Source organism: Streptomyces sp. NPDC050759 (assembly GCF_044456945.1).
Lineage (GTDB): Bacteria > Actinomycetota > Actinomycetes > Streptomycetales > Streptomycetaceae > Streptomyces.
The window spans coordinates 320,657-344,343 of record NZ_JBITGI010000009.1 but is presented as its reverse complement, the minus strand read 5'-3'; the positions used below and the strand labels follow the sequence as shown (position 1 = coordinate 344,343).

Annotated in this window: 19 protein-coding genes; 10 read left to right on the top strand and 9 right to left on the bottom strand. The window is 70.6% G+C overall.

The window, feature by feature from the left end; translation table 11 throughout:
* Nucleotides 1-313: 313 nt before the first annotated feature.
* The gene (locus ACIBJB_RS27070; protein ID WP_398933915.1) at nucleotides 314-2,137 is read left to right on the top strand and encodes a phosphoenolpyruvate carboxykinase (GTP); all 1,824 of its coding nucleotides are present in this window, start codon (nucleotides 314-316) and stop codon (nucleotides 2,135-2,137) included.
* A 172-nt stretch (nucleotides 2,138-2,309) separates the two neighbouring features.
* Here the strand turns inward: ACIBJB_RS27070 and ACIBJB_RS27065 are convergent, their stop codons facing one another.
* From ACIBJB_RS27065 to ACIBJB_RS27040, 6 genes are all read right to left on the bottom strand, one after another.
* On the bottom strand, nucleotides 2,310-2,921 hold the full coding sequence (locus tag ACIBJB_RS27065) for a hypothetical protein (RefSeq protein WP_398933913.1): 612 nt from the start codon (nucleotides 2,919-2,921) through the stop codon (nucleotides 2,310-2,312).
* Nucleotides 2,908-4,464, bottom strand: a complete 1,557-nt coding sequence (locus tag ACIBJB_RS27060; RefSeq protein WP_398933911.1) for a substrate-binding domain-containing protein — start codon at nucleotides 4,462-4,464, stop codon at nucleotides 2,908-2,910. Before ACIBJB_RS27060 ends, ACIBJB_RS27065 begins: the two co-directional genes overlap by 14 nt.
* Nucleotides 4,461-5,624, bottom strand: coding sequence for a toxic anion resistance protein (locus ACIBJB_RS27055; protein WP_398934032.1), 1,164 nt, complete (start codon nucleotides 5,622-5,624; stop codon nucleotides 4,461-4,463). The genes ACIBJB_RS27060 and ACIBJB_RS27055 overlap by 4 nt, the downstream gene beginning before the upstream one ends.
* 24 nt (nucleotides 5,625-5,648) lie before the next feature.
* Nucleotides 5,649-6,713 (bottom strand): hypothetical protein, encoded by a 1,065-nt coding sequence (locus ACIBJB_RS27050; RefSeq protein ID WP_398933909.1) that lies wholly within the window; start codon nucleotides 6,711-6,713, stop codon nucleotides 5,649-5,651.
* A gap of 255 nt (nucleotides 6,714-6,968) precedes the next feature.
* Complete coding sequence (locus ACIBJB_RS27045) at nucleotides 6,969-7,388, bottom strand: hypothetical protein (protein ID WP_398933907.1); 420 nt, start codon at nucleotides 7,386-7,388, stop codon at nucleotides 6,969-6,971.
* A gap of 49 nt (nucleotides 7,389-7,437) precedes the next feature.
* Complete coding sequence (locus ACIBJB_RS27040; RefSeq protein ID WP_398933905.1) at nucleotides 7,438-8,649, bottom strand: pyridoxal phosphate-dependent aminotransferase; 1,212 nt, start codon at nucleotides 8,647-8,649, stop codon at nucleotides 7,438-7,440.
* 126 nt (nucleotides 8,650-8,775) lie between these two features.
* On the opposite strand from ACIBJB_RS27040, the gene ACIBJB_RS27035 reads away from it, so the two are divergent.
* Both ACIBJB_RS27035 and ACIBJB_RS27030 read left to right on the top strand, forming a co-directional pair.
* Nucleotides 8,776-9,447 carry a hypothetical protein gene (locus ACIBJB_RS27035; RefSeq protein ID WP_398933903.1) on the top strand — a complete coding sequence of 224 codons (672 nt, stop codon included), beginning with the start codon at nucleotides 8,776-8,778 and terminating at the stop codon, nucleotides 9,445-9,447.
* A gap of 135 nt (nucleotides 9,448-9,582) precedes the next feature.
* Nucleotides 9,583-10,515, top strand: a complete 933-nt coding sequence (locus tag ACIBJB_RS27030; protein WP_398933901.1) for a serine protease — start codon at nucleotides 9,583-9,585, stop codon at nucleotides 10,513-10,515.
* Here the strand turns inward: ACIBJB_RS27030 and ACIBJB_RS27025 are convergent.
* Together ACIBJB_RS27025 and ACIBJB_RS27020 are read right to left on the bottom strand one after the other, a co-directional pair.
* Entirely contained in the window at nucleotides 10,505-12,145 is a 1,641-nt protein-coding gene (locus ACIBJB_RS27025) for an amidohydrolase family protein (protein WP_398933899.1), read from the bottom strand. The two genes, ACIBJB_RS27030 and ACIBJB_RS27025, sit on opposite strands and share 11 nt — an antisense overlap.
* An 80-nt stretch (nucleotides 12,146-12,225) precedes the next feature.
* Nucleotides 12,226-13,488, bottom strand: coding sequence for an amino acid deaminase (locus ACIBJB_RS27020; RefSeq protein WP_398933897.1), 1,263 nt, complete (start codon nucleotides 13,486-13,488; stop codon nucleotides 12,226-12,228).
* 113 nt (nucleotides 13,489-13,601) lie between these two features.
* Between ACIBJB_RS27020 and ACIBJB_RS27015 the strand changes: the two genes are divergently transcribed.
* The 5 genes from ACIBJB_RS27015 to ACIBJB_RS26995 all read left to right on the top strand — a co-directional run bounded on the left by ACIBJB_RS27015 (nucleotide 13,602) and on the right by ACIBJB_RS26995 (nucleotide 18,313).
* Nucleotides 13,602-14,954, top strand: coding sequence for a PfkB family carbohydrate kinase (locus ACIBJB_RS27015; RefSeq protein WP_398933895.1), 1,353 nt, complete (start codon nucleotides 13,602-13,604; stop codon nucleotides 14,952-14,954).
* The gene (locus ACIBJB_RS27010) at nucleotides 14,951-15,721 is read left to right on the top strand and encodes an IclR family transcriptional regulator (RefSeq protein ID WP_057609937.1); all 771 of its coding nucleotides are present in this window, start codon (nucleotides 14,951-14,953) and stop codon (nucleotides 15,719-15,721) included. The genes ACIBJB_RS27015 and ACIBJB_RS27010 overlap by 4 nt, the downstream gene beginning before the upstream one ends.
* Nucleotides 15,718-16,128 (top strand): RidA family protein, encoded by a 411-nt coding sequence (locus tag ACIBJB_RS27005; RefSeq protein WP_398933893.1) that lies wholly within the window; start codon nucleotides 15,718-15,720, stop codon nucleotides 16,126-16,128. The genes ACIBJB_RS27010 and ACIBJB_RS27005 overlap by 4 nt, the downstream gene beginning before the upstream one ends.
* Nucleotides 16,129-16,244: 116 nt before the next feature.
* Complete coding sequence (locus tag ACIBJB_RS27000; protein WP_398933891.1) at nucleotides 16,245-17,717, top strand: GntP family permease; 1,473 nt, start codon at nucleotides 16,245-16,247, stop codon at nucleotides 17,715-17,717.
* A gap of 83 nt (nucleotides 17,718-17,800) precedes the next feature.
* A complete protein-coding gene (locus tag ACIBJB_RS26995) occupies nucleotides 17,801-18,313 on the top strand; it encodes a hypothetical protein (RefSeq protein WP_398933889.1) in 513 nt (170 codons plus the stop codon).
* Nucleotides 18,314-18,369: 56 nt separating this feature from the next.
* Here the strand turns inward: ACIBJB_RS26995 and ACIBJB_RS26990 are convergent, their stop codons facing one another.
* Nucleotides 18,370-19,704, bottom strand: coding sequence for a M14 family metallopeptidase (locus tag ACIBJB_RS26990; RefSeq protein WP_398933887.1), 1,335 nt, complete (start codon nucleotides 19,702-19,704; stop codon nucleotides 18,370-18,372).
* Between the two features lie 333 nt (nucleotides 19,705-20,037).
* Here ACIBJB_RS26990 and ACIBJB_RS26985 point away from each other — a divergent pair, with 333 nt between their 5' ends.
* On the top strand, nucleotides 20,038-22,677 hold the full coding sequence (locus tag ACIBJB_RS26985; protein WP_398933885.1) for a LuxR C-terminal-related transcriptional regulator: 2,640 nt from the start codon (nucleotides 20,038-20,040) through the stop codon (nucleotides 22,675-22,677).
* Nucleotides 22,678-22,721: 44 nt separating this feature from the next.
* Nucleotides 22,722-23,612 carry an anti-sigma factor RsbA family regulatory protein gene (locus tag ACIBJB_RS26980; protein ID WP_398933883.1) on the top strand — a complete coding sequence of 297 codons (891 nt, stop codon included), beginning with the start codon at nucleotides 22,722-22,724 and terminating at the stop codon, nucleotides 23,610-23,612.
* Nucleotides 23,613-23,687 lie beyond the last annotated feature (75 nt).

The window sequence follows — 23,687 nt, the reverse complement described above, 5'->3', positions numbered from 1 at the left end:
TAAGTTACGCGTGAGTACGGCGTGCGGAACGGTCAAGAGTGGCCATCGTCTCACGGGAGTTGACCAGTAAAGAGACGGTTGGCTGAACGCTAAGTGCACGCAAATAAACGCGCTGTGCGCAAAGGGAGCGTGGCGATCCTCACTCCGCTCACCTGTGATGCCCTCTGGACAGATGGGCGCATCAGTCGGATGATCAAATGAGTGCGGTCGACACCGGATGAGCGCCAAGGTCACCACCAAAAGGCACGAAAAGCATCCGGGTCGCAGCCCCCACGGGGCCTCCAAACAAAAAATCCCTCATCTAGGAGCAATCGTGGCGCGCGACATCGCGGCTCCCCCCGTCATCCCCACCCAGCACAAGGAACTGATCTCGTGGGTGAACGAGATCGCCGAACTGACCCAGCCGGACAGCGTGGTCTGGTGTGACGGATCCGAAGCGGAGTACGAGCGCCTGTGCGAGGAGCTCGTCGCGAAGGGCACCTTCAAGAGGCTCGACCCGATCAAACGTCCCAACTCCTACTACGCGGCCTCCGACCCGACCGACGTCGCGCGCGTCGAGGACCGCACCTTCATCTGTTCGGAGAAGGAGGAGGACGCGGGGCCGACGAACCACTGGAAGGCACCGGAGGAGATGCGGGACATCTTCACCGGGGAGAAGGGCGTCTTCCGCGGTTCGATGAGGGGCCGGACGATGTACGTCGTCCCCTTCTGCATGGGCCCGCTCGGCTCGGACCTCTCCGCGATCGGTGTCGAGATCACCGACTCCGCCTATGTCGCCGTCTCCATGCGCACGATGACCCGCATGGGACAGCCCGTTCTCGACGAACTCGGCGAGGACGGCTTCTTCGTGAAGGCCGTCCACACCCTCGGAGCGCCGCTGGAGGAGGGCCAGGAGGACGTCCCCTGGCCGTGCAACTCCACCAAGTACATCTCGCACTTCCCGGAGTCCCGCGAGATCTGGTCCTACGGCTCGGGCTACGGCGGCAACGCCCTGCTCGGCAAGAAGTGCTACGCCCTGCGCATCGCCTCGGTGATGGCCCGCGACGAGGGCTGGCTCGCCGAGCACATGCTGATCCTCAAGCTCACGCCCCCGCAGGGCGAGTCCAAGTACGTCGCCGCCGCGTTCCCGAGCGCCTGCGGCAAGACCAACCTCGCCATGCTGGAGCCCACGATCTCCGGCTGGACCGTCGAGACCATCGGCGACGACATCGCCTGGATGCGCTTCGGTGAGGACGGCCGCCTCTACGCCATCAACCCCGAGGCCGGCTTCTTCGGCGTCGCGCCCGGCACCGGTGAGCACACCAACGCCAACGCGATGAAGACGCTGTGGGGCAACTCCGTCTTCACCAACGTCGCCCTCACCGACGACAACGACATCTGGTGGGAGGGCATGACGGAGGAGACCCCGGCCCACCTCACCGACTGGAAGGGCCGCGACTGGACCCCGGACTCGGACGAGCCCGCCGCCCACCCCAACGCCCGCTTCACCACCCCCGCCGCGCAGTGCCCGATCATCGCGCCCGAGTGGGAGGACCCCAAGGGCGTGCCGATCTCGGCCATCCTCTTCGGCGGGCGGCGCGCGAGCGCGGTCCCGCTGGTGACGGAGTCCTTCGACTGGAACCACGGCGTCTTCCTCGGCGCCAACGTGGCCTCCGAGAAGACCGCCGCCGCCGAGGGCAAGGTCGGCGAGCTGCGCCGCGACCCCTTCGCCATGCTGCCGTTCTGCGGCTACAACATGGGCGACTACATGGGGCACTGGGTCGACGTGGCCAAGGACAAGGACCAGTCGAAGCTGCCGAAGATCTACTACGTCAACTGGTTCCGCAAGAACGACGACGGCAAGTTCGTCTGGCCCGGCTTCGGCGAGAACAGCCGCGTACTGAAGTGGATCGTGGAGCGCCTCGAGGGCAAGGCCGAGGGCGTCGAGACCCCGATCGGCATCCTGCCGACCAAGGACGCGCTCGACACCAAGGGCCTCGACCTGGCCGAGTCCGACCTGGAGTTCCTGCTCACGGTCGACAAGGAGGTGTGGCGGGACGAGGCGTCCCTGATCCCCGAGCACCTCAACACCTTCGGCGACCACACGCCGAAGGAGCTGTGGGACGAGTACCACGCGCTGGTGCAGCGCCTGGGCTGAGTCCCCCGAGAACCCCCGCGGCCGGCCCTCGATGGGAGCCCTGACCCGTGATCGTCACGGGCCGGCCGCGGGAGGCGGCACGAGGGCAGGTCCGCCAGGACAGGCCCTGAGTCACGAACCGGCCCCGCACAACGGCGTGCGGGGCGTGCTGCCTTCAGAGCGAGACCGCCGGTCACGCACTGACCCCGTTGTGCCCGCCCCGGTCCTCCAGATACCGCGTGTGGGTCTCCTGGCGGCGCGCCTCCGTGTCCCGGAGAGCCGCCGCCAGCTGCTGTGCCTCCTGCTTCATGAGACCGAGCTGCTGTTCCAGGTGGAGTTCGGGGGACTCCGTGCCCGGTGTCATCCGCGTCCACCACCGGGTGCGCACGAAGCTGTCGACGGCCTCGGGCAGGTCGCGCCGGACGATCCGGGACAGTGCGTGCACACCCTCCGGGTCATGGGCCAGCAGCTCCTGACTCCAGCCCTGGTCGAGCAACGCGGACAGCAGCTCGGTGAGTTCACTCAGCCGGGCCGCCGCCGTGACCGACAGGTCGATGTCCGTCAGATAGGAGCGGACCTTCTCGAAGTCACCCCGCACCTCGTCCAGTTGGGCCGACGGGTCCGGGAGCTCGGGCAGCGCGGGGCGTTCCGGCGGGGCGATCAGCGCGCCCGCGCCGTAGAGCCCGGCCACGACCACGGGCCAGTACGGTCCTGCCACCCCCACGAACGTCAGCACCAGCCCGGCCAGGCCGCACGCGCTTCCCGCGATGTTCTTGCGGGACTCCAGATACCTACTGATAGCCACGGATCTCCTCGAAGGCGCCGTCCAGCGAGCCCTGCCGGGCGTCGAAGAGGCGGCCGCCGGTCAGGTCGGCGATGTGGGCCAGTTCGGAGCGGTCGGAGTCGCCGAAGAGGATGGGGAAGACGGGGATGGCGCGAGCCTCCCGGCCGAGCCCGGCGTAGAAGGTGTCGAAGTCCCTCGCCTTCGCCCCTGCCGTGTTCTCGCCGTCCGTCATCAGCACGATCGACGTGAACGTGTCGCTGTCGGCGCCGAGATGGCCGTACGCCTTCTCCAGTGAGGTGTAGATCGCGGTGTCGCCGTCGGCGGAGAGCACCGAGGTGTCCTCGCGGATCGCGGCCAGGCCGGTCCGCGGATCCGAGGGCTCGACCACATGCGTCCGTACGCTCTTCACCTCCGACCCGAACGGCATCAGCGTGACCTCTTCGCGTTCGCGGAAGTCGCCGGTGAGGTCGGTGAGGGCCGTCTTGAGGCGGTCCAGGCGGTCGCCCTCCATCGAGCCCGAGGTGTCCAGGACGTACACGGTCCTCGACGGGCGGCGCAGCTCGTTCTCGTAGGAGTCGAGCAGGCCGTCGGCGACGGAACGGGTGCCCGGGAAGGGGAGTTCGCGGCGGCGGGTGGTGTCCAGGCCGCTTGCCGGAGGGACCGAGGCGACGACCGGGCGGCGGTGGGTGCGCGCGGTGATCTCCCGCTGGATCTTCTCGGTGCGCAGGTCCTCCGTCACCCGGCGGACGTCCTCGCGGGTCTGTGTGCTCGTGGACTTGAGCGTGGTGAGCGGATAGTCGGCGGTGATCACGCCGTCGCGGGGGCGGATCACGGTCAGGCCGGGGATGCCCTTGAGGACGGACTCGTAGTTGAGCAGGGCGTCGACGTCGCCGCGCCGGTCGTACGTCGCGGCCAGCCAGCCCGAGGAACCCGAGGTCAGCTTCTGGCCCTTGAAGAACTCCTTCAGCCGGGGCGTGGCCTTGGCGACGTCCGCGTCGGTGAGCGCCGACTGGGCGCCGGAGAGGGCGGAGGCCACCGAGACCAGTGTGGAGAAGCCGGAGTTGGAGCGGGCCGGATCGGTCATGCCGTACGTCAGCTTTCCGTCCTGGACGGCCTGCTCGACCTGGGACCAGGTGACGTCCTCGGGCTTCCAGCCGAGCGCCTTCACCTTCGCCGACTTCACCCCGATCGCGACGGGACTCGACATGACGGGTGTCTCGGAGACCACCTTCGCGGCCGCGTCGGGGCGCAGCCGGAGATAGTCGTTCGACGACAGCCACAGGGCGTCGTACTGTCCGTCGGTCGTGCCCTTCGCCAGCATGTCCACGGCGTCCAGGGTGCCGATGTACGTCGGCCGGACCTTGATGCCGGTGTCCTTCTCGACCTGGTCGAGCACCGGGGTCATGTCGCTGAGCTCACTGGAGGCGAGGACGCGCAGGGTGCCCGGCTCGGCGGGTCCGGGGACGCCGGGCGTCGAGAGGCCGCTGATCCCGTCGTCCTGTGCCGTACAGGCGGTGAGCAGGCCGAGCGCTGCGAGGCAGGCGGCCAGTGCGTGGCGTCTCATCCGAGGCCCCCCTCCAGCGCGCCCTGCGATCGGCTGCGCTCCAAGTACCCGCTCGCCTGCTGGAGTTCGGAGGTCAGTGACTCCACGGTCGCCGCCATCACCTCGGTCGCCTGGACCTTGTACGTGTCGATCGCGTCGAGGGTCCGGTAGATCTGCTGGAAGGCGGAGCGCAGGGTCTCGGCGCCGACCGCCGGGTCGGCCGCGATGCGCTGGATCTCCCCGCTCTGGGTCGCGAGCATCTCGGCGTTGCCCCGGATCAGGTCCTCGGTGGTTCCGCGCAGGGCGTTGACCTGCTCGACGACCTTCTTCTGGTTCTCGAGCGCGGAGGCCAGCATCACGGAGATGCGCAGCGCCGACACGGTGGTCGTCGCGGCCCGGTCGACGCCCTTGATCAGCTCCTCGTTGTTGCGGCGTACGACGTCCATGGCGAGGTAGCCCTGCGCGCAGACGGCGAGCTGGGTGAGCAGGTCCTGGTGCTTCTGCCGGACGGGGAAGAGGACGTCGGCGCGGAGCGAGTCGGCCGCCTCCGGATCTCCTACGGCGGTGATGTGCCGTTCGACGGCCGTGTCCAGGGCCTCGGTCAGCACGACGTACTCCTGGAGCTTGCCCATGGTCTCCCACAGGCGGACCCGCTCGGTCTGCAACGCGGCGTTGTCCCGGCGCAGTTCGTCCTGGCCGCCGCGCAGCGAGCCCACGATCTTGTTCAACGTCCCTTGCGCGGAGGCGTACTTGGCCACGTGATCGCGCAGCCTGTTGCCGCCGGGGAGCCGGGAGAGGAACTTGCGGCCCTTGGCGGCGGGCTGGTCCCGGGGGTCCAGGTCCTCGACCACGCGCCGCAGTTCGACGAGCGAGCCCGCCACCAGGGACTGGGCGTCCCCGCCCTTGTCCGGCAGGCTGCGCACGGTCCGCTCCAGCATCCGGTTGGACTGCGCGGCCGCGCTGCGCATCTCGCCGGCACCGAGCCCGGTGATCTCACCGACCTTGCCGGCGAACTCGGGCGAGCGGGCGTCGAGCGTCGCGAGCCCCTCGACGTACGCGGAGGCCTTCTTGGCCATGTCCGTGCGCACGGAGTCGTCGACGGGCACGAGCCCGCCGGCCTTCTCGCGGGGCACGGGTGCGACGGCCTCGGGAGGCGTCAGGACGAAGGTGTCGTCGTTCATGGATGTCATGGCTGGTGTCCCCCGTTATCCGCGCGCCCGTCGCGCCAGCTCGTGCAGCACCGCGGAGGTGGGCACGGGCGCCTGGCGGACGCCGGTCAGTTCCTGCTTGAGGTAGGTGGCGGCCGCGGCGAACTCGGTGGCCTCGCCCTGCGGCCGGAACCCGTGCCGGACCTCCAGCTCGCGCAACCGCGGGTCGGTGGAGAGGAGCCCGGCGAGGGCCTGGCCGTTCTCGGTCAGCGGTACGACCGTGTGGTCGCTGTTGACCGTGGTGTCCGGGTAGAGGACGACCAGGTCGTCGGGGTGCTGCCCGTCCGCGAGGAGCGAGGCGACCTGAGACTCGTAGACCAGGACGAGCGGGTTGCCGGCACCGCTGACGAAGTCCCGGAAGGCCGCGTCCGTGCTGGACTGCTGGGCGCCCTGCACACTGACGAGCATGTGCAGCAGGGGAGCCGTCTTCTTGACCTCCGCTTCGCTCGCGACGACCTTGCCGCCGTTGGCCACACAGGAGGCGGCGGCGAGGTAGAGGGCGCCGGAGTTGGAGGTCTCCGGGTCGGTGCTGGAGAGGTAGAGGGTGCCGGTGAGCTCCCCGTACCTGTCCGCCCCCTTGAGCTGCTGCCAGGTGCGGTCCTTGCCGGCCGCGTCGAGGTAGGCGGCCATCCTGAGGGTGCCGCGGTGCTCCGCGTCCAGCGTGGCCAGGCCGTTGGCCGCGAGGACCTCGGCGGCGCTCTTGTGCGCCACGACGACGAGGGGCGAGTAGAAGGGGCGGGGGAGGGTCCCCCGTACCTTGTACTTCGCGGCGAGCTCGGTGGCCGGGGCCTGGCTGGACGGGAAGGCGAAGTCGTACCCGCCGAGGTCGAGGCCCTCCATGGCCCAGGACCCGGAGGTCTCGGCCTTCACGGTGTAGCCCTTGGCGGCGAGGGCCTTCACCACGTCGGGATCGGCGAAGAACTCGGCCTTCTCCGATCCGATCACTCCCTGCACGGTCTTCGTTGCCGTGCCCTTGTCGTCCGCTTCCCGGCCTGCCACGACAGCTGCCACCACGCCGCCGACCAGCAGAACCGCGAGGACGATCCCTACGATTCGTCTCACAGGTGCAGAGTGCTCGCGGAACCCAACATTCCCCGATGGGCGCGATGAACGGGGGGTGACATACCGGCCCCGGCACTGCAACTCCCCGGGGGCGCGGGGAACTGCGCGACAAGCCACGACGAACCCGCACCCGCCAGACGACACGAACCCCTACGGCGAGGCGCCCCCGCTCAAGCGAACGCAGTGCCCTGGCACCCCGGTCCGCACGTCGCTGCGGAAGCGCGCGGACCGGGGCCGTTCAGGGAGTCGTACGGCTCAATGGGTGGCGAGCTCGCGGAGGCCGGCCAGGGCGGCGGTGTGTGCATCCATCCGCTCCGCCGCCAGGATCGCCGCCGCCGTGTCCGCCCGGGACGCCGCCACGAGCAGCGCGCGGCCCGCCACGGCGTGGGCGCGGCGGTGGAGGTCCTCCCGGCGCGAGGTGGTCGCGGTCAGCGGGACGCGGGCCGGCATGCCTCCGCCCCGCAGCCGGGCCACCTGCTCGGCGAGCCGCTCGGCCGCGGTGTCCAGGTCGGCGGACGGCGCGACCGCCCGCAGCTCGTCCGTGACGGCGAGCAGCGCCGCGAGGTGTCCGGCGAGCTGGATGTCCAGCTCTTCCTCGCGGGAGCGGTGGGGGAAGTCGGGAGGGGTGTCGGCCATCGTGCTGTGGACCGACTTGGTGCGGATCGGTTCGTACATGGGATGGCCTCCTGGTGCTGTCAGGAAACCATCCTAGCTTAGATCCTGTCTAAAGTTGGCCGTACCCGTTCAGGAAGTTCGAGATCCGTCCCACCGCGTCCCGCAGGTCCGCGACCGTCGGCAGGGTGACCACCCGGAAGTGGTCGGGCTCGGGCCAGTTGAAGCCGGAGCCCTGGACGACCATGATCTTTTCCTGGCGCAGCAGGTCCAGGACCATCCGCCGGTCGTCCTTGATCTTGAAGACGTTGGGGTCGAGCCGCGGGAAGAGATACAGCGCCCCCTTCGGCTTCACACAGCTCACGCCGGGGATCTGGGTCAGCAGCTCGTACGCCACGTCCCGCTGCTCGACGAGCCGCCCGCCCGGCAGCACCAGGTCCTTGATCGACTGCCGCCCGCTGAGCGCGGCGACCACTCCGTGCTGTCCCGGCATGTTCGCGCACAGGCGCATGTTGGCCAGGATGGTCAGGCCCTCGATGTAGGAGTCGGCGTGCGCGCGGGGGCCGGAGATCGACATCCAGCCCACCCGGTAGCCCGCCACCCGGTACGCCTTGGACATGCCGTTGAAGGTGAGGGTCAGCAGGTCGGGGGCGATCGCGGCGGTCGGGGTGTGCGTGGCGCCGTCGTAGAGGATCTTGTCGTAGATCTCGTCCGAGCAGACCAGCAGGTTGTGCCGGCGGGCGATGTCGGTCAGCCCCTTGAGCATGGTCTCGTCGTAGACCGCGCCCGTGGGGTTGTTGGGGTTGATGATGACGATCGCCTTGGTGCGGTCGGTGACCTTGCGCTCCACGTCCGCGAGGTCGGGCATCCAGTCCGCCTGCTCGTCGCAGCGGTAGTGGACGGCCGTACCGCCGGACAGCGACACGGCGGCCGTCCACAGCGGGTAGTCGGGAGCGGGTACGAGGACCTCGTCGCCGTCGTCGAGCAGGCCCTGCATCGCCATCACGATCAGCTCGGAGACGCCGTTGCCGATGAAGACGTGCTCGACGTCGGTCTCGATGCCGATGGTCTGGTTGTGCATGACGACGGCCCGGCGCGCGGCCAGCAGCCCCTTCGCGTCGCCGTACCCATGGGCCGTCGACACGTTCCGGAGGACGTCCTCCAGGATCTCGGGCGGCGCCTCGAAACCGAAGGCGGCGGGGTTGCCCGTGTTCAGCTTGAGGATGCGGTGCCCGGCCGCTTCCAGGCGCATCGCCTCCTCGAGAACCGGGCCCCGGATCTCGTAACAGACATTGGCGAGCTTGGTCGACTGGATCACCTGCATGTCTGGGAGCTTACGGCCCGGTAACGCTTCGCGGGCCGTGCTTTCCGCCACGTGAGACGCGTCCATTTGGGCTGTTATCGCCGGTAGCTGTCCCACCTGCCACATCCGTCTCTACAATCCGACGCCATGTCGAGGCCAGTCGAGTACGAGTCCGGGGCGCCGAACGTCTACCAGCCGCCGCCCGCACCGGCCCCGGCGTACGAGGAGTACGCGGATCCGGCGGTGGCGCACGGCTGGCAGAACGCGTACGACGCGACGGCCGAGCTTCCCCGGATCGAACCCGCGGCCCCGGAGCCCGGCAACCTGGAGCCGCCCGGCCCGCGGCCCGTAGGCCGCGCCGCCCGGCGGCGCGCCGCGCAGGGCACGGGCGTCCGGCGCTCGCGGCGAGTGGTCGTGGCCGTAGGGGCCGTCGGGGTGGTGTCGGCGGCGGCCCTGATCGCGGGCCTGTCCTCCTCGGGATCCTCCTCGGGGCCCGCACAGGACCGGAAGGACGGCACCCCCTCGGCCTCCACCGGGACGAACGACGCCACCGATCCGGCGTCCTCCGCCCGCCCGGCGGTCCCGGGGGCGACGGCCTCCGATGCCGCCGCGGACGGCGTGGACACCTCCGCGAATGCGTCCGCGGGCCCGGAGACGGATGGGAGTCCGTCGGCGGGGGCCTCCTCCGGCACCCGGCCCACCTCTTCGGGTTCGCCATCGCCGACACCCTCGCCCTCGTCGGGCTCCGCCTCCACCGACGGTCCGGGCAACTCCAACGGCAAAGGACACGGACAGGGCAGTACCAAAGGCCCCAAGTAACCGTCCAACTGGGTAAGTTGCCCATGCCGACACAGCTTCTTGCCCAATAACCCACCTCTCTTCACAATGTGCATGACAAAATCGCGGGCGGCCGGAAGATTTCCGGCCGCCCAAGTCGCAAGAGGGGACCCCCACATGAGAAAGCCTCTCGTCGCCGCGCTCAGCATCCTGGCCTTCGCCGGGCTGAGTACGGCACCCGCGGTCGCGGCCGAACCCACGGCCGCGAGCGTGGGCAAGGGCGTCGGCACGGACACGGTCACCTCCGTGGTCCACGACGTGGTCACGTCCACCACGGCGAGTCTGTCCCAGCTCACGTCACCGTCGCCCCAGCTGAAGGCCGTGACCCTCGCCGGTACTGTCTCGCTCAGCAACTGTTCCGGCTCGGTCATCCGGTTCCCGAACTCCCTGGACACCGCACCGGCGCTGGTGCTCAGCAACGGGCACTGCCTCACCACCGGTTTCCCGGAGCCGGGCGAGGTGCTCACCAACCAGGCCTCCAGCCGGACCTTCGGACTGCTCAACTCCGCCGGCACCAAGGTCGCCACCCTGCGCGCCAGCAAGCTGGCCTACGGGACGATGACCGACACGGACGTCTCGATCTATCAGCTCACCAGCACGTACGCGGCGATCAAGAGCTCGTACGGCATCTCCCCGCTCACCGTGCAGGACACGCACCCGACCGCCGGGACCGCCATCACCGTGGCCTCCGGCTACTGGAAGAGGCTCTACAGCTGCAACATCGACGGGTTCGCGTACCGCCTGAAGGAGGGTGACTGGACCTGGAAGGACTCGGTCCGTTACACCTCCGCCTGCCAGACCATCGGCGGCACCTCGGGCTCGCCGGTCATCGACCAGGCCACCGGCAAGGTCGTCGCCGTCAACAACACCGGCAACGAGGACGGCGAGACCTGCACGGAGAACAACCCGTGCGAGGTCGACGCGAACGGCAACGTCACCGTCCGCGAGGGCATCAACTACGCCCAGGAGATCTACAACATCCCGGCCTGCTTCACGACGGGGAACCAGCTCAACCTGAACGCGAGCGCGTGCACCCTGCCTAAGCCGTAGCGCTGTGCGGGGCGTTCCGTCGCACGGGACTGTGACGGACCGCCCGGCCTGCCAGCACGTCCGTGCGCAGGCCGTTCTCGATCACGAACCGTCCGTCGACCAGGACATGGGGGATACCGGTCGGCAACCGGCGAGGGTCCTCGAACGTCGACCCCGGTGCCACCGTCTCCGGATCGAAGAGGACCAGGTCGGCCCGGTAGCCCTCCCTGACGAGGCCGCGGTCCGGCAGACGCAGCCGGGACGCCGGGCGCGAGGTGAGATGCGCGACGCACTCCTCCAGGGACAGGACGCCCAACTCCCTCACGTACGTGCCCAGATACCGCGGGAACGTGCCGTACGCCCGCGGATGCGGCTTGGCGCCCTGCAGGATGCCGTCGGAGCCGCCCGTGTGCACCGGGTGCCGCATGATCGTCCGGACGTTCTCCTCGTGGCCCACGTGCTGGAGGATCGACGGGGCCAGCCGGTCGGCGAGCAGGAGCCGGCGGGCGGTCGTCCAGGGGCTCTCGCCTAGCGAGCGGGCCGACTCCGCGACCGTACGGCCGACGAAATCGGCGAAGGCCGCGTCGCCGACGCCCGAGATCTCGACGGTGTCCCACTCGACGGGCACACCGTGGCAGCCGTCGGCGCCGATCTCCTCCAGGTGATGCCGGATCCGCTCGGCCGTGTCGTCGTCCGCCAGCCGCTTCAGGACGGCCTCGGGACCGCCCTCGCCCGCCCAGCTCGGCAGCAGGGCCGCGAGGGTCGTCGAGCCGGGGGTGTAGGGGTACGTGTCCAGGCTGATGTCCGCACCCGAGGCCAGCGCCTCGTCCAGGAGGGCGAGCAGCTCCGGCGCCCGGCCCTTGTTCACGCCGAAGTTCATGGTGGCGTGGGCGAGATGGAGGGAACAGCCGGCCTCCCGGGTCAGGGCGACCATCTCCTCGTACGCCTCCAGCGCGCCCGCCCCGTACGAGCGGTGGTGCGGGCAGTAGTAGCCGCCGTACTCGGCCACCACCCGGCACAGCTCGGTCAGTTCGGCGTCCTTGGCGTACAGGCCCGGGGTGTAGGTCAGGCCCGACGACATGCCGACCGCGCCCTGCTCCATGCCGTCCGCGACCAGCCGGCGCATACGGTCCAGCTCCTCCGCGGTCGCCTCGCGGTCCTCCCAGCCGACGACGAGCGCGCGGAGCGTGCCCTGGGGGATCAGATAGGCCGCGTTGACGGCGATCCCGCGGTCGAGGCGGTCCAGGTACTCGCCCACCGACCGCCAGTCGAAGTCGATGTCGTCGCCGTAGCCGTTCCACCCGGTGATGGCGCGGCGGACCTCCTCCAGGGTGCGGTCGTCGACCGGCGCGTACGACAGCCCGTCCTGGCCCAGGACCTCGAGGGTGACCCCCTGCGCGGCCTTGGCGCTGTGGTCGGGATCGCGCAGCAGGGCCAGGTCGCTGTGGGCGTGCATGTCGATGAAGCCGGGGGACAGGACGAGGCCTTCGGCGTCCAGCTCCCTTCTCGCCGTGGGGCGTTGGCAGCCCGCGTCGGCCGCCTCCTTGACGATCGAGACGATCCGGCCGCCGTCGACCACCACGTCGGCGCGGTACGAGGGGGCGCCGCTGCCGTCGACGACGTCGGCGTCCCGGATGACGAGCTCTTCCATCGCCGGACTCCCTTTGCGTCTCAGAAGATCGTGTCCCAGCAGATCGTGTCCCAGCAGATCGTGTCTCAGCAGAACGTGTCTCAGAAGAACGTGCGGATGTATTCCACAACGGTCCCGTCGGCCTGCGCCACGGGGATGAGCTGCCACTTGTCGAAGGACGTGCACGGGTGGGAGAGGCCGAGGCCCAGCCAGTCACCGACCTCCAGGTCGACCCCGGGAGCCGTGCGCAGCCAGGCGTGCTGGTCGGAGAGGGCGGTCACCTCGATGCCGGTGGCCGGCCGCTCGGCGTCGCCCCGGCGGACCACCTGGGGGAAGGGTAGGTCGAGGTCGTGGGCCGCGTCCCGCTTGCCCGCGTTGGTGAACGCCTGCTCGGGGGAGGGGCGGGAGACGACCTGCGTCCACAGGCGGAACGCGGGCTCCAGGGCGCCCTCCTCAGGGATCCGGTTGAAGGGGGTCACCTTGCGGTAGTGGCCGTCGTCGTGCGAGACGTAGGCGCCGGAACGGAGCAACTTCAGGACGGGGCGGGAGAGTTCGGGGATCTCGGCGAAGACGTCGGCGACCGCGTCGAACCAGGCGCTGCCGCCGGCGCTGATCACGATCTCGTCCGCTCCCACCGCGGCGAACCGACCCGCCTTGTCGAAGTCGGCGGCCAGGGCGACGAGCCGGCGCAGCCAGGTGTGGACGCGCTCCGGGTCCGCCCCGGGGACCTCGCCCTCGTATCCGGCGACGCCGACGAGCCGTAGCGTCCCGGTGGCCACGACCGCGTCGGCGACCGCCGCGCACTCCGCCTCCGTACGGACACCGGTGCGAGCGCCCTCCCCGGCGGCGAGTTCGACGACGACGTCCAGGGGGCGGGCGGCGCCCTGCAAGGCCGCGTCCATCAGCTCGACTCCGCGCACGGAGTCGACGTAGCAGACGAAGCGGAAGTCCTCGTCGCCCGCGAGTTCCCCGGCGATCCAGCGCAGCGCCGCGGGGTCCACGAGTTCGTTGGCGAGGAAGATCCGCTCGATGCCGAAGGCGCGGGCGACGCGTACCTGGTGGGGCACGGCGAGCGTGATGCCCCAGGCGCCGTGCTCGATCTGGCGCCGGAAGAGCTGGGGGGCCATGGTCGTCTTGCCGTGCGGGGCGAAGGCGAGGCCGTGGCGGGCGGCGTACGTCTCCATGAGCGCGAGGTTGTGCTCCAGGCGCTCGGCGGAGAGGGCGAGGACCGGGGTAGTGAAGCCGTCGGTGAAGAGGTTGCGGCGCTGGGCGGTCAGCTCGGCGACGGACAGGCCGTCCGCGTCCGGGGGGAGGCCCTTGAAACGGTGGTCGACGCGGTCCTCTGCGAGGCGGGCGAGGGACACGGGGCCTCCCTGATCAGGTGAGTTGCAGTATCTGCAACAGCCATTGCGTATAACGCTTACTGCTGTCTAACATCCACGCCAATGCCGGGTCAATCAAGGGAGCTACGACCATCGTGAATGCCCCCGACGTCGTGGACGTCGTCGCGCTCGGCGAGTCCATGGTCACGTTCCTGCCCACGCGTGCGGGCCGGCTCGCCGACGTGCCGTCCTTCGACCGGTCGATCGGTGGGGCGGAGTCGAACGTGGCGTGCGGGTTGGCTGCCGCCGGCCACACCGTGCGGTGGGTCAGCCGGGTCGGCTCTGACGGGTTCGGGGATCACCTGGTCGAGACGGTCGCGGCGTGCGGGGTCGATGTCTCCGCCGTGGGGAGGGACTCCTCGCGTCCCACGGGGGTGTACTTCCGTACGGCGGGGGACCGGGCGACGGACGCGCACGAGGTCGCGTACTACCGGGCGGGGTCGGCCGCGTCGGCGATGTCGGTGGAGAACGTGGACCTGGCGTCGGTGCGGGCGGCTCGGGTGCTGCATCTGTCGGGGATCACGGCGGCGTTGTCGGAGGAGTGTCTGCAGCTGCTGCGTTCGCTGATGGCGCCGGGTGAGGACCGGCCGCTGGTGTCCTTCGACGTCAACCACCGGGCCGGACTGTGGCGGGACGCCGACGGTCCGCGGGTGCTGCTGGAGCTGGCTCGGGGGGCCGACATCGTGTTCGTGGGGGAGGACGAGGCGGAGGAGGCATGGGGGATCTCGGGCGGACCGTCGGCGATCCGGGCCGCGCTGCCGGAGCCGGGGGTGTTGGTGGTGAAGCAGGGGGGAGTGGGGGCCACGGCATTCGTGTCGGCTGCGGGCCGGTGGGGGCTGGTCGCGCCCCGCGGCGGAGCCGCATATCGACACAGCCCCGCGCCCCTTGAGTCGGACACCGGCCGTCAGATACAAGTTGCTGCGCCCTTTCCCATGCCCACCCGGCCTGCGGGCAGTCGTGCCGCTGGGTCGGCTCCCGACCCAAAGACAGGTGGCACCGCGCAAGCGCGGGTGAGCGACACCCACTCCCGGCGGCAAGGTGCTGGCCCTTCACCCGGTCCCACGCAGCCTGCGGGCGGCTCCGGCCCTGCAGAGAGGGGCACTTCGCAGGCGGGGGCCAGTGACACCCACCCCCGGCCGGCCCCGGAGCCGGGCACCTTCGTCCCCGCCCCGCACGTGGACGTCGTGGCGACCACAGGCGCCGGTGATGCCTTCGCTGCCGGGTTTCTCTCCGCCACTCTTCGCGGGCTTCCCCTGAAGACCCGCCTCCGTCACGGTCACCTCTACGCCGCCGCCGCCCTCACCACCCCCGGCGACCTCGCGACGCCCCCCACCCGCGACACCACCGACCGACTGGCCGCCGTCGCGGACGACGTGTGGGGGACACTTCGACTCGGCCCCGGCTGGACGCAAGCCGGTACGGCCACGGAGGAGGTACGCACCCCATGAGTCAGACCGTCGACCGCGCACTCAGCATCCTGCCGCTGCTCGCCGAGGGCCCCGCCGACCTCGGTCAGGTCGCCGACCGCCTCGGTGTCCACAAGTCCACCGCGCTGCGACTCCTGCGCACCCTCCACGAACACGGCATGGTCTACCGCCAGTCCGACCAGCGCTACCGCCTCGGCGCCCGTCTCATCGCCCTCGCCCAGGAGGCGATGGAGAACCTCGACATCCGCGAGATCGCCCACCCCCACCTCGTACGGCTGAACGAGCTGTGCGGGCACACCGTCCACCTCGCCGTGTACGAGGAGGCCGAGGTGCTGTACATCGACAAGGTCGAGAGCCGGTACCCGGTGCGGATGTACTCGCGGATCGGCAAGCCCGTCGCCATCACCGTCGCGGCCGTGGCGAAGCTGCTGCTGGCCGACCTCCCCGAAGCCGAGCTCCGCGCCCTCGCGGACAAGCTCGACTACCCCCTGTACACGGCCCGTTCGACACCCAACGCCCCCGCCTTCCTCAAGGAGCTGGAGCGCGTGCGCGAACAGGGCTGGGCCACCGACCTCGGTGGCCACGAGGAGTCCATCAACTGCGTCGCCGCCCCCATCCGCGGCGCCGACGGCAAGGTCGTCGCCGCGATGTCGGTCTCCGCGCCGAACGTCGTCGTCACCGCCGAGGAACTCCTCACCCTGCTCCCGCAGGTCCGCCGTACGGCCGACGCCATCAGCGGCGAGTACTCCGGCAGAACCCCAGCAAAGGACCCCAAGGACACCGTATGACGGACAAGATCGCGCTCACCCCCACGACCCACACCACCCCGCCCGCGAAGTTCTCCCACGGGGTGAAGAAGGGCAACATCCTCCAGGTCGCCGGACAGGTCGGCTTCCTCCCGGCCGAGGAGGGCAAGGCCCCCACGCCCGCCGGGCCCACCCTGCGCGAACAGACCCTCCAGACCCTCGCCAACGTCAAGGCGATCCTGGAGGAGGGCGGCGCCTCCTGGGACGACGCGATGATGATCCGCGTCTATCTCACGGACGTGGACCACTTCGCCGAGATGAACGCGATCTACAACGCCTATTTCGAGGAGCAGGGCCTCACCGCCCCGCCCGCCGCGCGGACCACCGTCTACGTCGGCCTTCCCGCCGGGCTCCTCATCGAGATCGACGCGCTCGCCGTTCTCGGCTGAGACTCCGCCGGCTCCACCGAACTCCCGCACGCCGTGACCGGTGCGGCCCCTGACCGGGCCGTTCCGCGATGCCCCCTGCCCGAAAGCTCCATGTACTTACCCAGAGGACCTCCCCCATGTCCCTACCGCTCGCCGCGACCACCGAGACACCCCCGCACACCGGTGGTCTGCTCCTCCTCATCGACGGCACGGCCGGTCTCCTCACGGTCGCCGCCATCGGTATCGCCCTGCTCCTCTTCCTGATCATCAAGGCGCGACTCCAGCCCTTCGTCGCGCTGCTCGGCGTCTCCATAGCCGTCGGCCTGCTCGCGGGTCTCTCGGTCACCGAACTCTTCGGCACGGTCCAGCGGTCGGACGCCGTGTCCACCATCGAGTCCGGGATGGGCGGCATCCTCGGCCATGTCGCGATCATCATCGGCCTCGGCACGATGCTCGGGGCGATCCTCGAAGTCAGCGGCGGCGCCGAGGTGTTGGCGTCCCGGCTGCTGAACCTCTTCGGCGAGAAGCGCGCCCCGCTCGCCATGGGCCTCACCGGTCTGATCTTCGGCATCCCGGTCTTCTTCGACGTCGGCATCTTCGTGCTCGCGCCGATCGTGTACGCGGCGGCCAAGCGCAGCGGCAAGTCGATCCTGCTCTACTGTCTGCCGCTGCTGGCCGGCCTCTCGATGACCCACGCCTTCCTGCCCCCGCACCCCGGCCCGGTCGCGGCCGCCGGTCTGCTCCACGTGGACCTCGGCTGGGTGATCCTCATGGGCATCGTCTGCGGCATCCCCGCGGTACTGGCCGCGTGGGCCTACTCGGCATGGGTCGGCCGCCGCATCTTCGTCGCCGTACCGCAGGACATGGTGGAGGCGGCCGCGGAGGCCAAGCAGGCGGTGATCGAGGAGCAGCGGACGCAGGGTGTCGTACCGCGCGAGGACCCCGTACCGCTCGGCACCGTCCTCGGCATCATCGGTACGCCCCTGGTCCTGATCCTCGCCGCCACCTTCTCCTCGATCGCGCTCGACCCCTCCACGGGCCGCTCGGTGATCGAGTTCTTCGGCAGCCCCTTCGTGGCGCTGACGATCGCCCTGGTGCTCGCGTACTACCTGCTCGGCATCCGCCGCGGCTGGTCCCGCAAGTCCCTGGAGACGGTGTCCACCGCGTCCCTCAAGCCGGTCGGCAACATTCTGCTCGTCGTCGGCGCGGGCGGTGTCTTCGGTGCGGTCCTCAAGGCCAGCGGGGTCGCCCAGGCGCTCTCCGACACCTTCAACGACGTCGGCCTGCCCGTGCTCGTGCTCTCCTACCTGATCTCGGTGGTCCTGCGCGTCGCCCAGGGCTCGGCGACGGTCGCCATCGTCACCACGGCCGGCATCGTCGCGCCGCTGCTGTCGGAGGGCGACCACTCCCAGGCCTTCGTCGCGCTCGTCATCATGGCCATCTCGGCCGGCTCCATCTTCGCCTCGCACGTCAACGACGGGGGCTTCTGGATGGTCGCCAAGTACTTCGGCATCAGCGAGCGGGACACCCTCAGGACGTGGACCGTGCTGGAGACGGTGCTGTCGGTGGCGGGTTTCGTGGTCGCGGCGGTCCTGAGTGTGTTCGTGTAGGCGGTGTGGCCCCATGTAGGCGTCCGATAACGATGTAGGGGCCGGCTGTGTCGAGCACAGGATCGTCGACCATACTGCCCGCTGTGGAGCAGCGCATAGGTTCGAGCAGCCAGCCCCTGGAAGGCGCCGGATTCGACCCGGCCTTCATCCCCGGGCTCACCTCACCCGTGACCGGCGAGGCGGAGGAGTCCAAGGCGGAGGAGGCCGTGGAGGCCGACGAACCCGCGGCGGAGGCGGCGGTCTCCGAGGAGACCGAAGTCGCCGAGGAAGTCGCCGACGGGCCCGTCTTCGAGGCCTCCGACCGGCGCGCGAGGATCGTCGCCGATCACCAGGGCGTACGCCTCTTCCTCGACGACCAGGCCTGCGAGTTCCGCTGGGACGAGATCGGCGCCGTCGAGACGGAGTCCCCGCGCTTCGGCAAGCGGTTCACCATCACGGTGCACACCCCCGACCGCCGCTGGTACCCGATCGAGATCGAGGCGACGTCAAGGACCAGGTTCGCGGAGTGGGACGAGCAACTGGACGCGGTGATGGACGAGTACTTCGAGGACGAAACTCCCGAAACAGCGGAAGAAGAGCCCGAGGAAACCCACTAGGGGCGCGGGGAACTGCGCGACCAGCCACAACGGACCCGCAGCTCCCCGACAACCTGTCAGCAGTACTGCGCCTGCTTCCCGATGGACCGGTACATGCAGTCCGAGTTCTCCAGGAGCTGCAGCACCGCGTCCCGGTTCCGCGAGGTCTCCCGCTCGATCACCTCGTCGGGCGGATAGAACCCCCCACCGGAACTCGACGACGGATACATCTCGAAGGTGTACGAGAAGATCTTGTGGGTGCCCCAGAGGTAGTCGTCGATCGACCCGTCGGTGATGTACAGGTCGCTCGCCTGCTCCGCCGTGTACCCGTTGCTCGCGGCCATCTTCTGCCCGACGGCCTTGAACACGGCGTTGTCGTCCGCCGTCATGCCGGTCGCCGTGTCGGAGTACGTGTACCCGTAGGGCCACAGCACCAGTTCGCTGTACGTGTGGAAGTCGATGTTCGACTTGATCTGCTGGACCCCGCCGACGACCCGGCTGCGCACGAAGTCGGCCACGACCTTGACCTCCGGCGCCGACTCGGCGGCCGTACCCCGGTAGGTCTCGGAGGACGTCGATCCGGACGAACCGCCGCAGCAGCCCCAGCGGTAGGCCCAGTTGCGGTTGAGGTCGGTGCCGACGGCCGAGGAACCGGAGTTGGGCTGCCGGTTCTTGCGCCACGAGCGGTATGAGCCGGTGGCGATGTCGTACTCGCCGCCGTCCGGGTTGAGGTCGGGGACGATCCAGATCTCACGGTTGTTCACCATGTTCGTCACCCGTGAGTCGCTCCCGTAGCCCGCGCCGAGTTCGCGCAGCAGATACAGGGCCATCTCCACCGTGAGGTGCTCGCGGGCGTGCTGGTGGTGGGTGAACAGCACCTCGGGCTCGGCCTCATCGGTCGCCACGTTGTCGCTGATCTTGATGGCGACGATGTCCCGGCCCTGGTACGACCTGCCGATGACCCGCTTGCTCATGATGTTCGGGTAGGCGGCGAGGCGCTGGTCGATCTCGGCGTTCATCTCGGCGTAGTTGTGGTAGCGCGAGTCGGCCGACGGGAAGTCGTACAGCCGGACCTCGTCCTCGGCGACCCGGTCCGGGGCCGCACCCAACTCCACGACCTGGTAGCCGAGTTGACGCAGTCTCTTGATCTGGTTCGGGCGCCCGGAGACCACCACGGTCTCCTCGTCGGCCTCGTCGACGGTCACGCCGCTCTGCTGGATCGCCGTACGGGTCACGGGCGTTGTGTGCTGGTGGATCTCGTACTGCCGGACGATGTCGGCGCTCGGTGCCGCCTTCGGGGCACTGTCGGCGTTCGCGGAGAGCGGGGCCGCGAGGGCGAGGGCCAGAACGGCGGCGAGGGCGGCGTAGCGGGTGCCGCCGCGGGCGCCGGATCCGCGTATGCGAAGTCGCATGAAGTCTCCTGGGTTCTCCGGGGTTTCCGGGATCTCCGGAAGTGGGGGAGTGGAGCGGGGGGCGGTTCAGCGACGTGCTGCCGGTGCGGGTGTGCCGCTCATCGTCTGCTTGTGACATGGTCAGGTCAAGAGCGAATAAAGACGCGATGGCCTGAACTGTGCGTCGGCTGTGGGGCCTTGGTGTGCCCAGAGGGCCGCGCAGTGTACGCGGATCGGTGCGCCACGGCGTGATCCATTGGGAAGTGCACCCACGGGTGTGAGCCGTAGGTGCATATATGTGAGAGCCGGCAGCACAGTGGGATCTCCGACCACACTTCGGAGGGCTGGCTGATCATGGGCGGATCAGCGCCACGGCGGGCCGGACACCTGCCGGTCGAGACGACCAGTTTCGTCGACCGGCGCGGTGAACAGGCCGCGGGACGCGAACTGCTCAGCCGCGCCCGCCTGGTCACGCTGACCGGCCCCGGCGGCGTCGGCAAGACCCGCCTCGCCGCACGCATCGCGGCCCGCGCGGAGCGCACCTTCCCCGACGGCGTCCGCTTCGTCCACCTGGCGGGCCTGCGCGACCCCGAGCTGGTCCCGCTCGCCGTCGCCGACGCGCTCGGCCTCCACGACCACTCCGCCGGGCCGCCGACGGACGCCCTCGTCGCCCATGTACGGGACCACAAGGTGCTGTTGGTCCTCGACAACTGTGAACACCTGCCGCGGGCCTGTGCCGGGCTCGCGGCGGCGCTGCTGCGCGGCACCACGGGGGTGCGCATCCTCGCGACCAGCCGGCACCGGCTCGGCCTCACCGAGGAGAACCTCCTCGACGTACGACCGCTGCCGGTGCCCGATCCGGACGGCGACCTGTCCGCGGCCGACGGCTACCCGGCGCTGGCCCTCTTCGCCGACCGCGCGGCCGCGGTCGTCCCCGGCTTCGCGCTGACCGCCGGCAACCGGGCCGCCGTCGCCCGCCTCTGCCGACGCCTCGACGGACTTCCCCTCGCCATCGAGCTCGCCGCGGTCCGCATGCGCGTGCTCGGCGTGGAACAGCTCCTGGAACGCCTCGACGACCGCTACCGCCTGCTCACCTCCGGCAGCCCGGCGGCCCTCCCACGCCACCGGACCCTGCGGGCCGCGGTCGACTGGAGCCACGAACTGTGCACCGCACGCGAACAGTTGGTCTGGGCCCGCCTCTCGGTCCCGGCCGGCGGCTTCGACCTCGAGACGGCGGAGGCGGTCTGCGCGGACGGCGACCTCCTCCACGGTGCCGACGTACTCGACGCGATCGCCGGCCTCGTCGACAAGTCCGTGCTCTCCCGGGAGCCGGGCCCTGACGGGGTGCGCTACCGGCTCCTGGACACGTTGCGGCACTACGGTCTGGAGAGGCTGCGCGGGACGGAGGGCGAGGAGCTCGCCACCCGGCGCCGGCACCGGGACTGGATGCTGCGCCGGGCCACCGCCTGCGAACAGGCCTGGTTCGGTCCCGGCCAGCGGGAGATCGTCGCCCGGCTCCGCGCAGACCAGGACAACCTGCGGGCCGCACTGGACTTCAGCCTGCGGGGGGCGGGCGGTGCGGCCCTCGCGCCGGGCCCCGACGGAGCATTCGGCGCGGGTGACTCGGGCCCAGCGTCCGTCATGGCCGCGGGTCCCGGCACAGCCACCCACCCCGCGACCCGCCCCGCGACCGGCTCCACCGCATCGGCCACCCCGGGCGGCCCCCGCGAAGGTGTCGCGCCGACCCCCGCCGACGCCCTCCGGGGCCCAGCGTCCGTCATGGCCGCGGGCCCCGGCACAGCCACCCACCCCGCGACCCGCCCCGCGACCCGCTCCGCCGCATCGGCCACCCCGGGCGGCCCCCGCGAAGGTGTCGCGCCGACCCCCGCCGATGCCCTCGCCGGGCTGCGGCTCGCCGGGACCCTGTGGTTCTACTGGCATGCCTGCGGGGCTCCCCGCGAGGGCCGTTACTGGGCGGAGCGGGCCCTGGAGGCGAATCCGGAGACGACGTCCGAGCGGGCCCGCGGGCTGTGGGTGGCCGGGCTGCTGGCCGGGTGCCCCGAGGATCTGACCAGGGGACTGCGCCGGGCCGAGGAGGCCCGGGACCTGGCCCGCGGTCTCGGGGACGCCGCCGAAGCCGCCCACGCGGAGTACGTCATCGGGGTCATCCGGCTCTTCGCCGACGACCTCTCCGCCGCGCTGGCCCACTTCGAGGCCGGTGTCGCCCGCGGGCCCGTCCCCGGCCAGCACCTCAGCCTGGTCGGCCTCGACCAGGTCGAACTCGCCTGCGCCCTCGGATTTCTGGGCCACGCCGACCGGGCCGTCGAGGTCTGCGAGAAGACCCTGCGGCTCTGCGAGGAGCACGGTGAGGAATGGGTCCGCTCCTACGCGCTGCGCATGCTCGCCCTCGCCCACACCGTGAAACAGGACTGGCCCCGCGCCGAGCAGTACGCCCGCGAGGCCCTCCGGCTCAAACTCGCCGTCAACGACCTCATCGGCCTCGCCCTCACGCTGGACCTCACGGCACGTATCGCGACGGAGCGCTCCGCGCACGAGCGGGCGGCCGTTCTCCTCGGCGGGGCCGACCGGTCCTGGGCCGCAGTCGACCAGGGGAGGTGGGGCTCCGAGGCACTCAACTCCTTGCGGCGGGACACGGAGAGCCGGGCGGGGCGTGCCCTCGGCGCCACCGCGTTCACCGCCGCGTACGAGCGGGGCGCGGGCCTCACCCTCACCGAACTCGTCGGGTACGCGCTCCAGGAACCCGGGCTCCCCGACGTGACACCCCCGCCCACGCCGGACAGGCCCCAGGTCCGCCTCACCCCACGGGAGGCCCAGGTCGCCGAACTCGTCGCCGAGGGGCTCGCCAACCAGCAGATCGCCGACCGCCTGGTCATCGCCCGCCGCACCGCCGAGGGCCACGTCGAACGGATCCTCAACAAACTCGGCTTCCACACGAGAACGCAGATCGCCACGTGGGTGACGGCCCAGCGCTGAGGACGTACGTCACCCGACCACCCACTCCCACCGAAGGACCCTCCATGACCACCGCCTTCGACCACCGCATGGCCACCTACGGCACCGACGAGGAGTTCCTCGCCGCCGCCCTCCCCTTCCTCACCGAAGCCCTCGACGCCCCCGAAGAACCCCGGCCCGCGGCCATCGCCTCCCCCCACCGCCTCGCCCTCCTCAGGGACACCCTCGGCACGGACGTCCAGCACGTCACCCTCATCGACCACACCGACTGGTACACCGGCTCCGCCGCGAACGCGGTCGCGCAGGGCGCCGGGTACCTCGCGGCGCACGCCGGGCCAGGCGGCCGTATCCACCTGCTCATGGAACCCGTCTGGAACGGCAGGGCCGGCCGTTCGCCCCGCGAGACCACGGAGTGGATCCGCTACGAGGCCCTCGCCAACCTCCTCTTCGCGCCGCTCGCCACCACCGCGCTGTGCGCCTACGACACCCGCACCGCGGGCTCGGCGATCATCGACGCGGCCCGCAGGGCCCACCCCGACACGGGCGTGTACGAGGAGCCGGTACGCCTGGTCGCCGAGCTGAACGCCGTACCCCTGGCGCCGCCCCCGCCGGACGCCGAGCTCCTCACCGACCTGGCCGCCGACGCCGTACGGCTCGGGGCACAGGCGCGTGGTCTCGGGCCCGCCGACGCGGAACTGTTCGCGACGGCCGTCACCGAGGCCGCGCAGGCCGTGGGGCAGCGGGCCGGTACCGCGCTGCTGTGGGGGCGGGACACGCACTGTGTCTGCGAACTGCGCTCGGAGCGCCGCGTCGACGACCCCCTCGCCGGATTCGTCCCGCCGGACCCCACCGGCCCGGAGTCCGGCCAGGGGCTCTGGTACGCGCGCCAGGTGTGTGCGTACGTCGACGTACGCGACGACCGGGACGGGTCGACCGTACGACTGCAGTACGCGTAGCCGTACAGGTGTGGTGCAGGTATGGAATCAGGTAGTACTCCCCGTGTGCCCCGCCCCGGCGGGGGCCACCCTGTG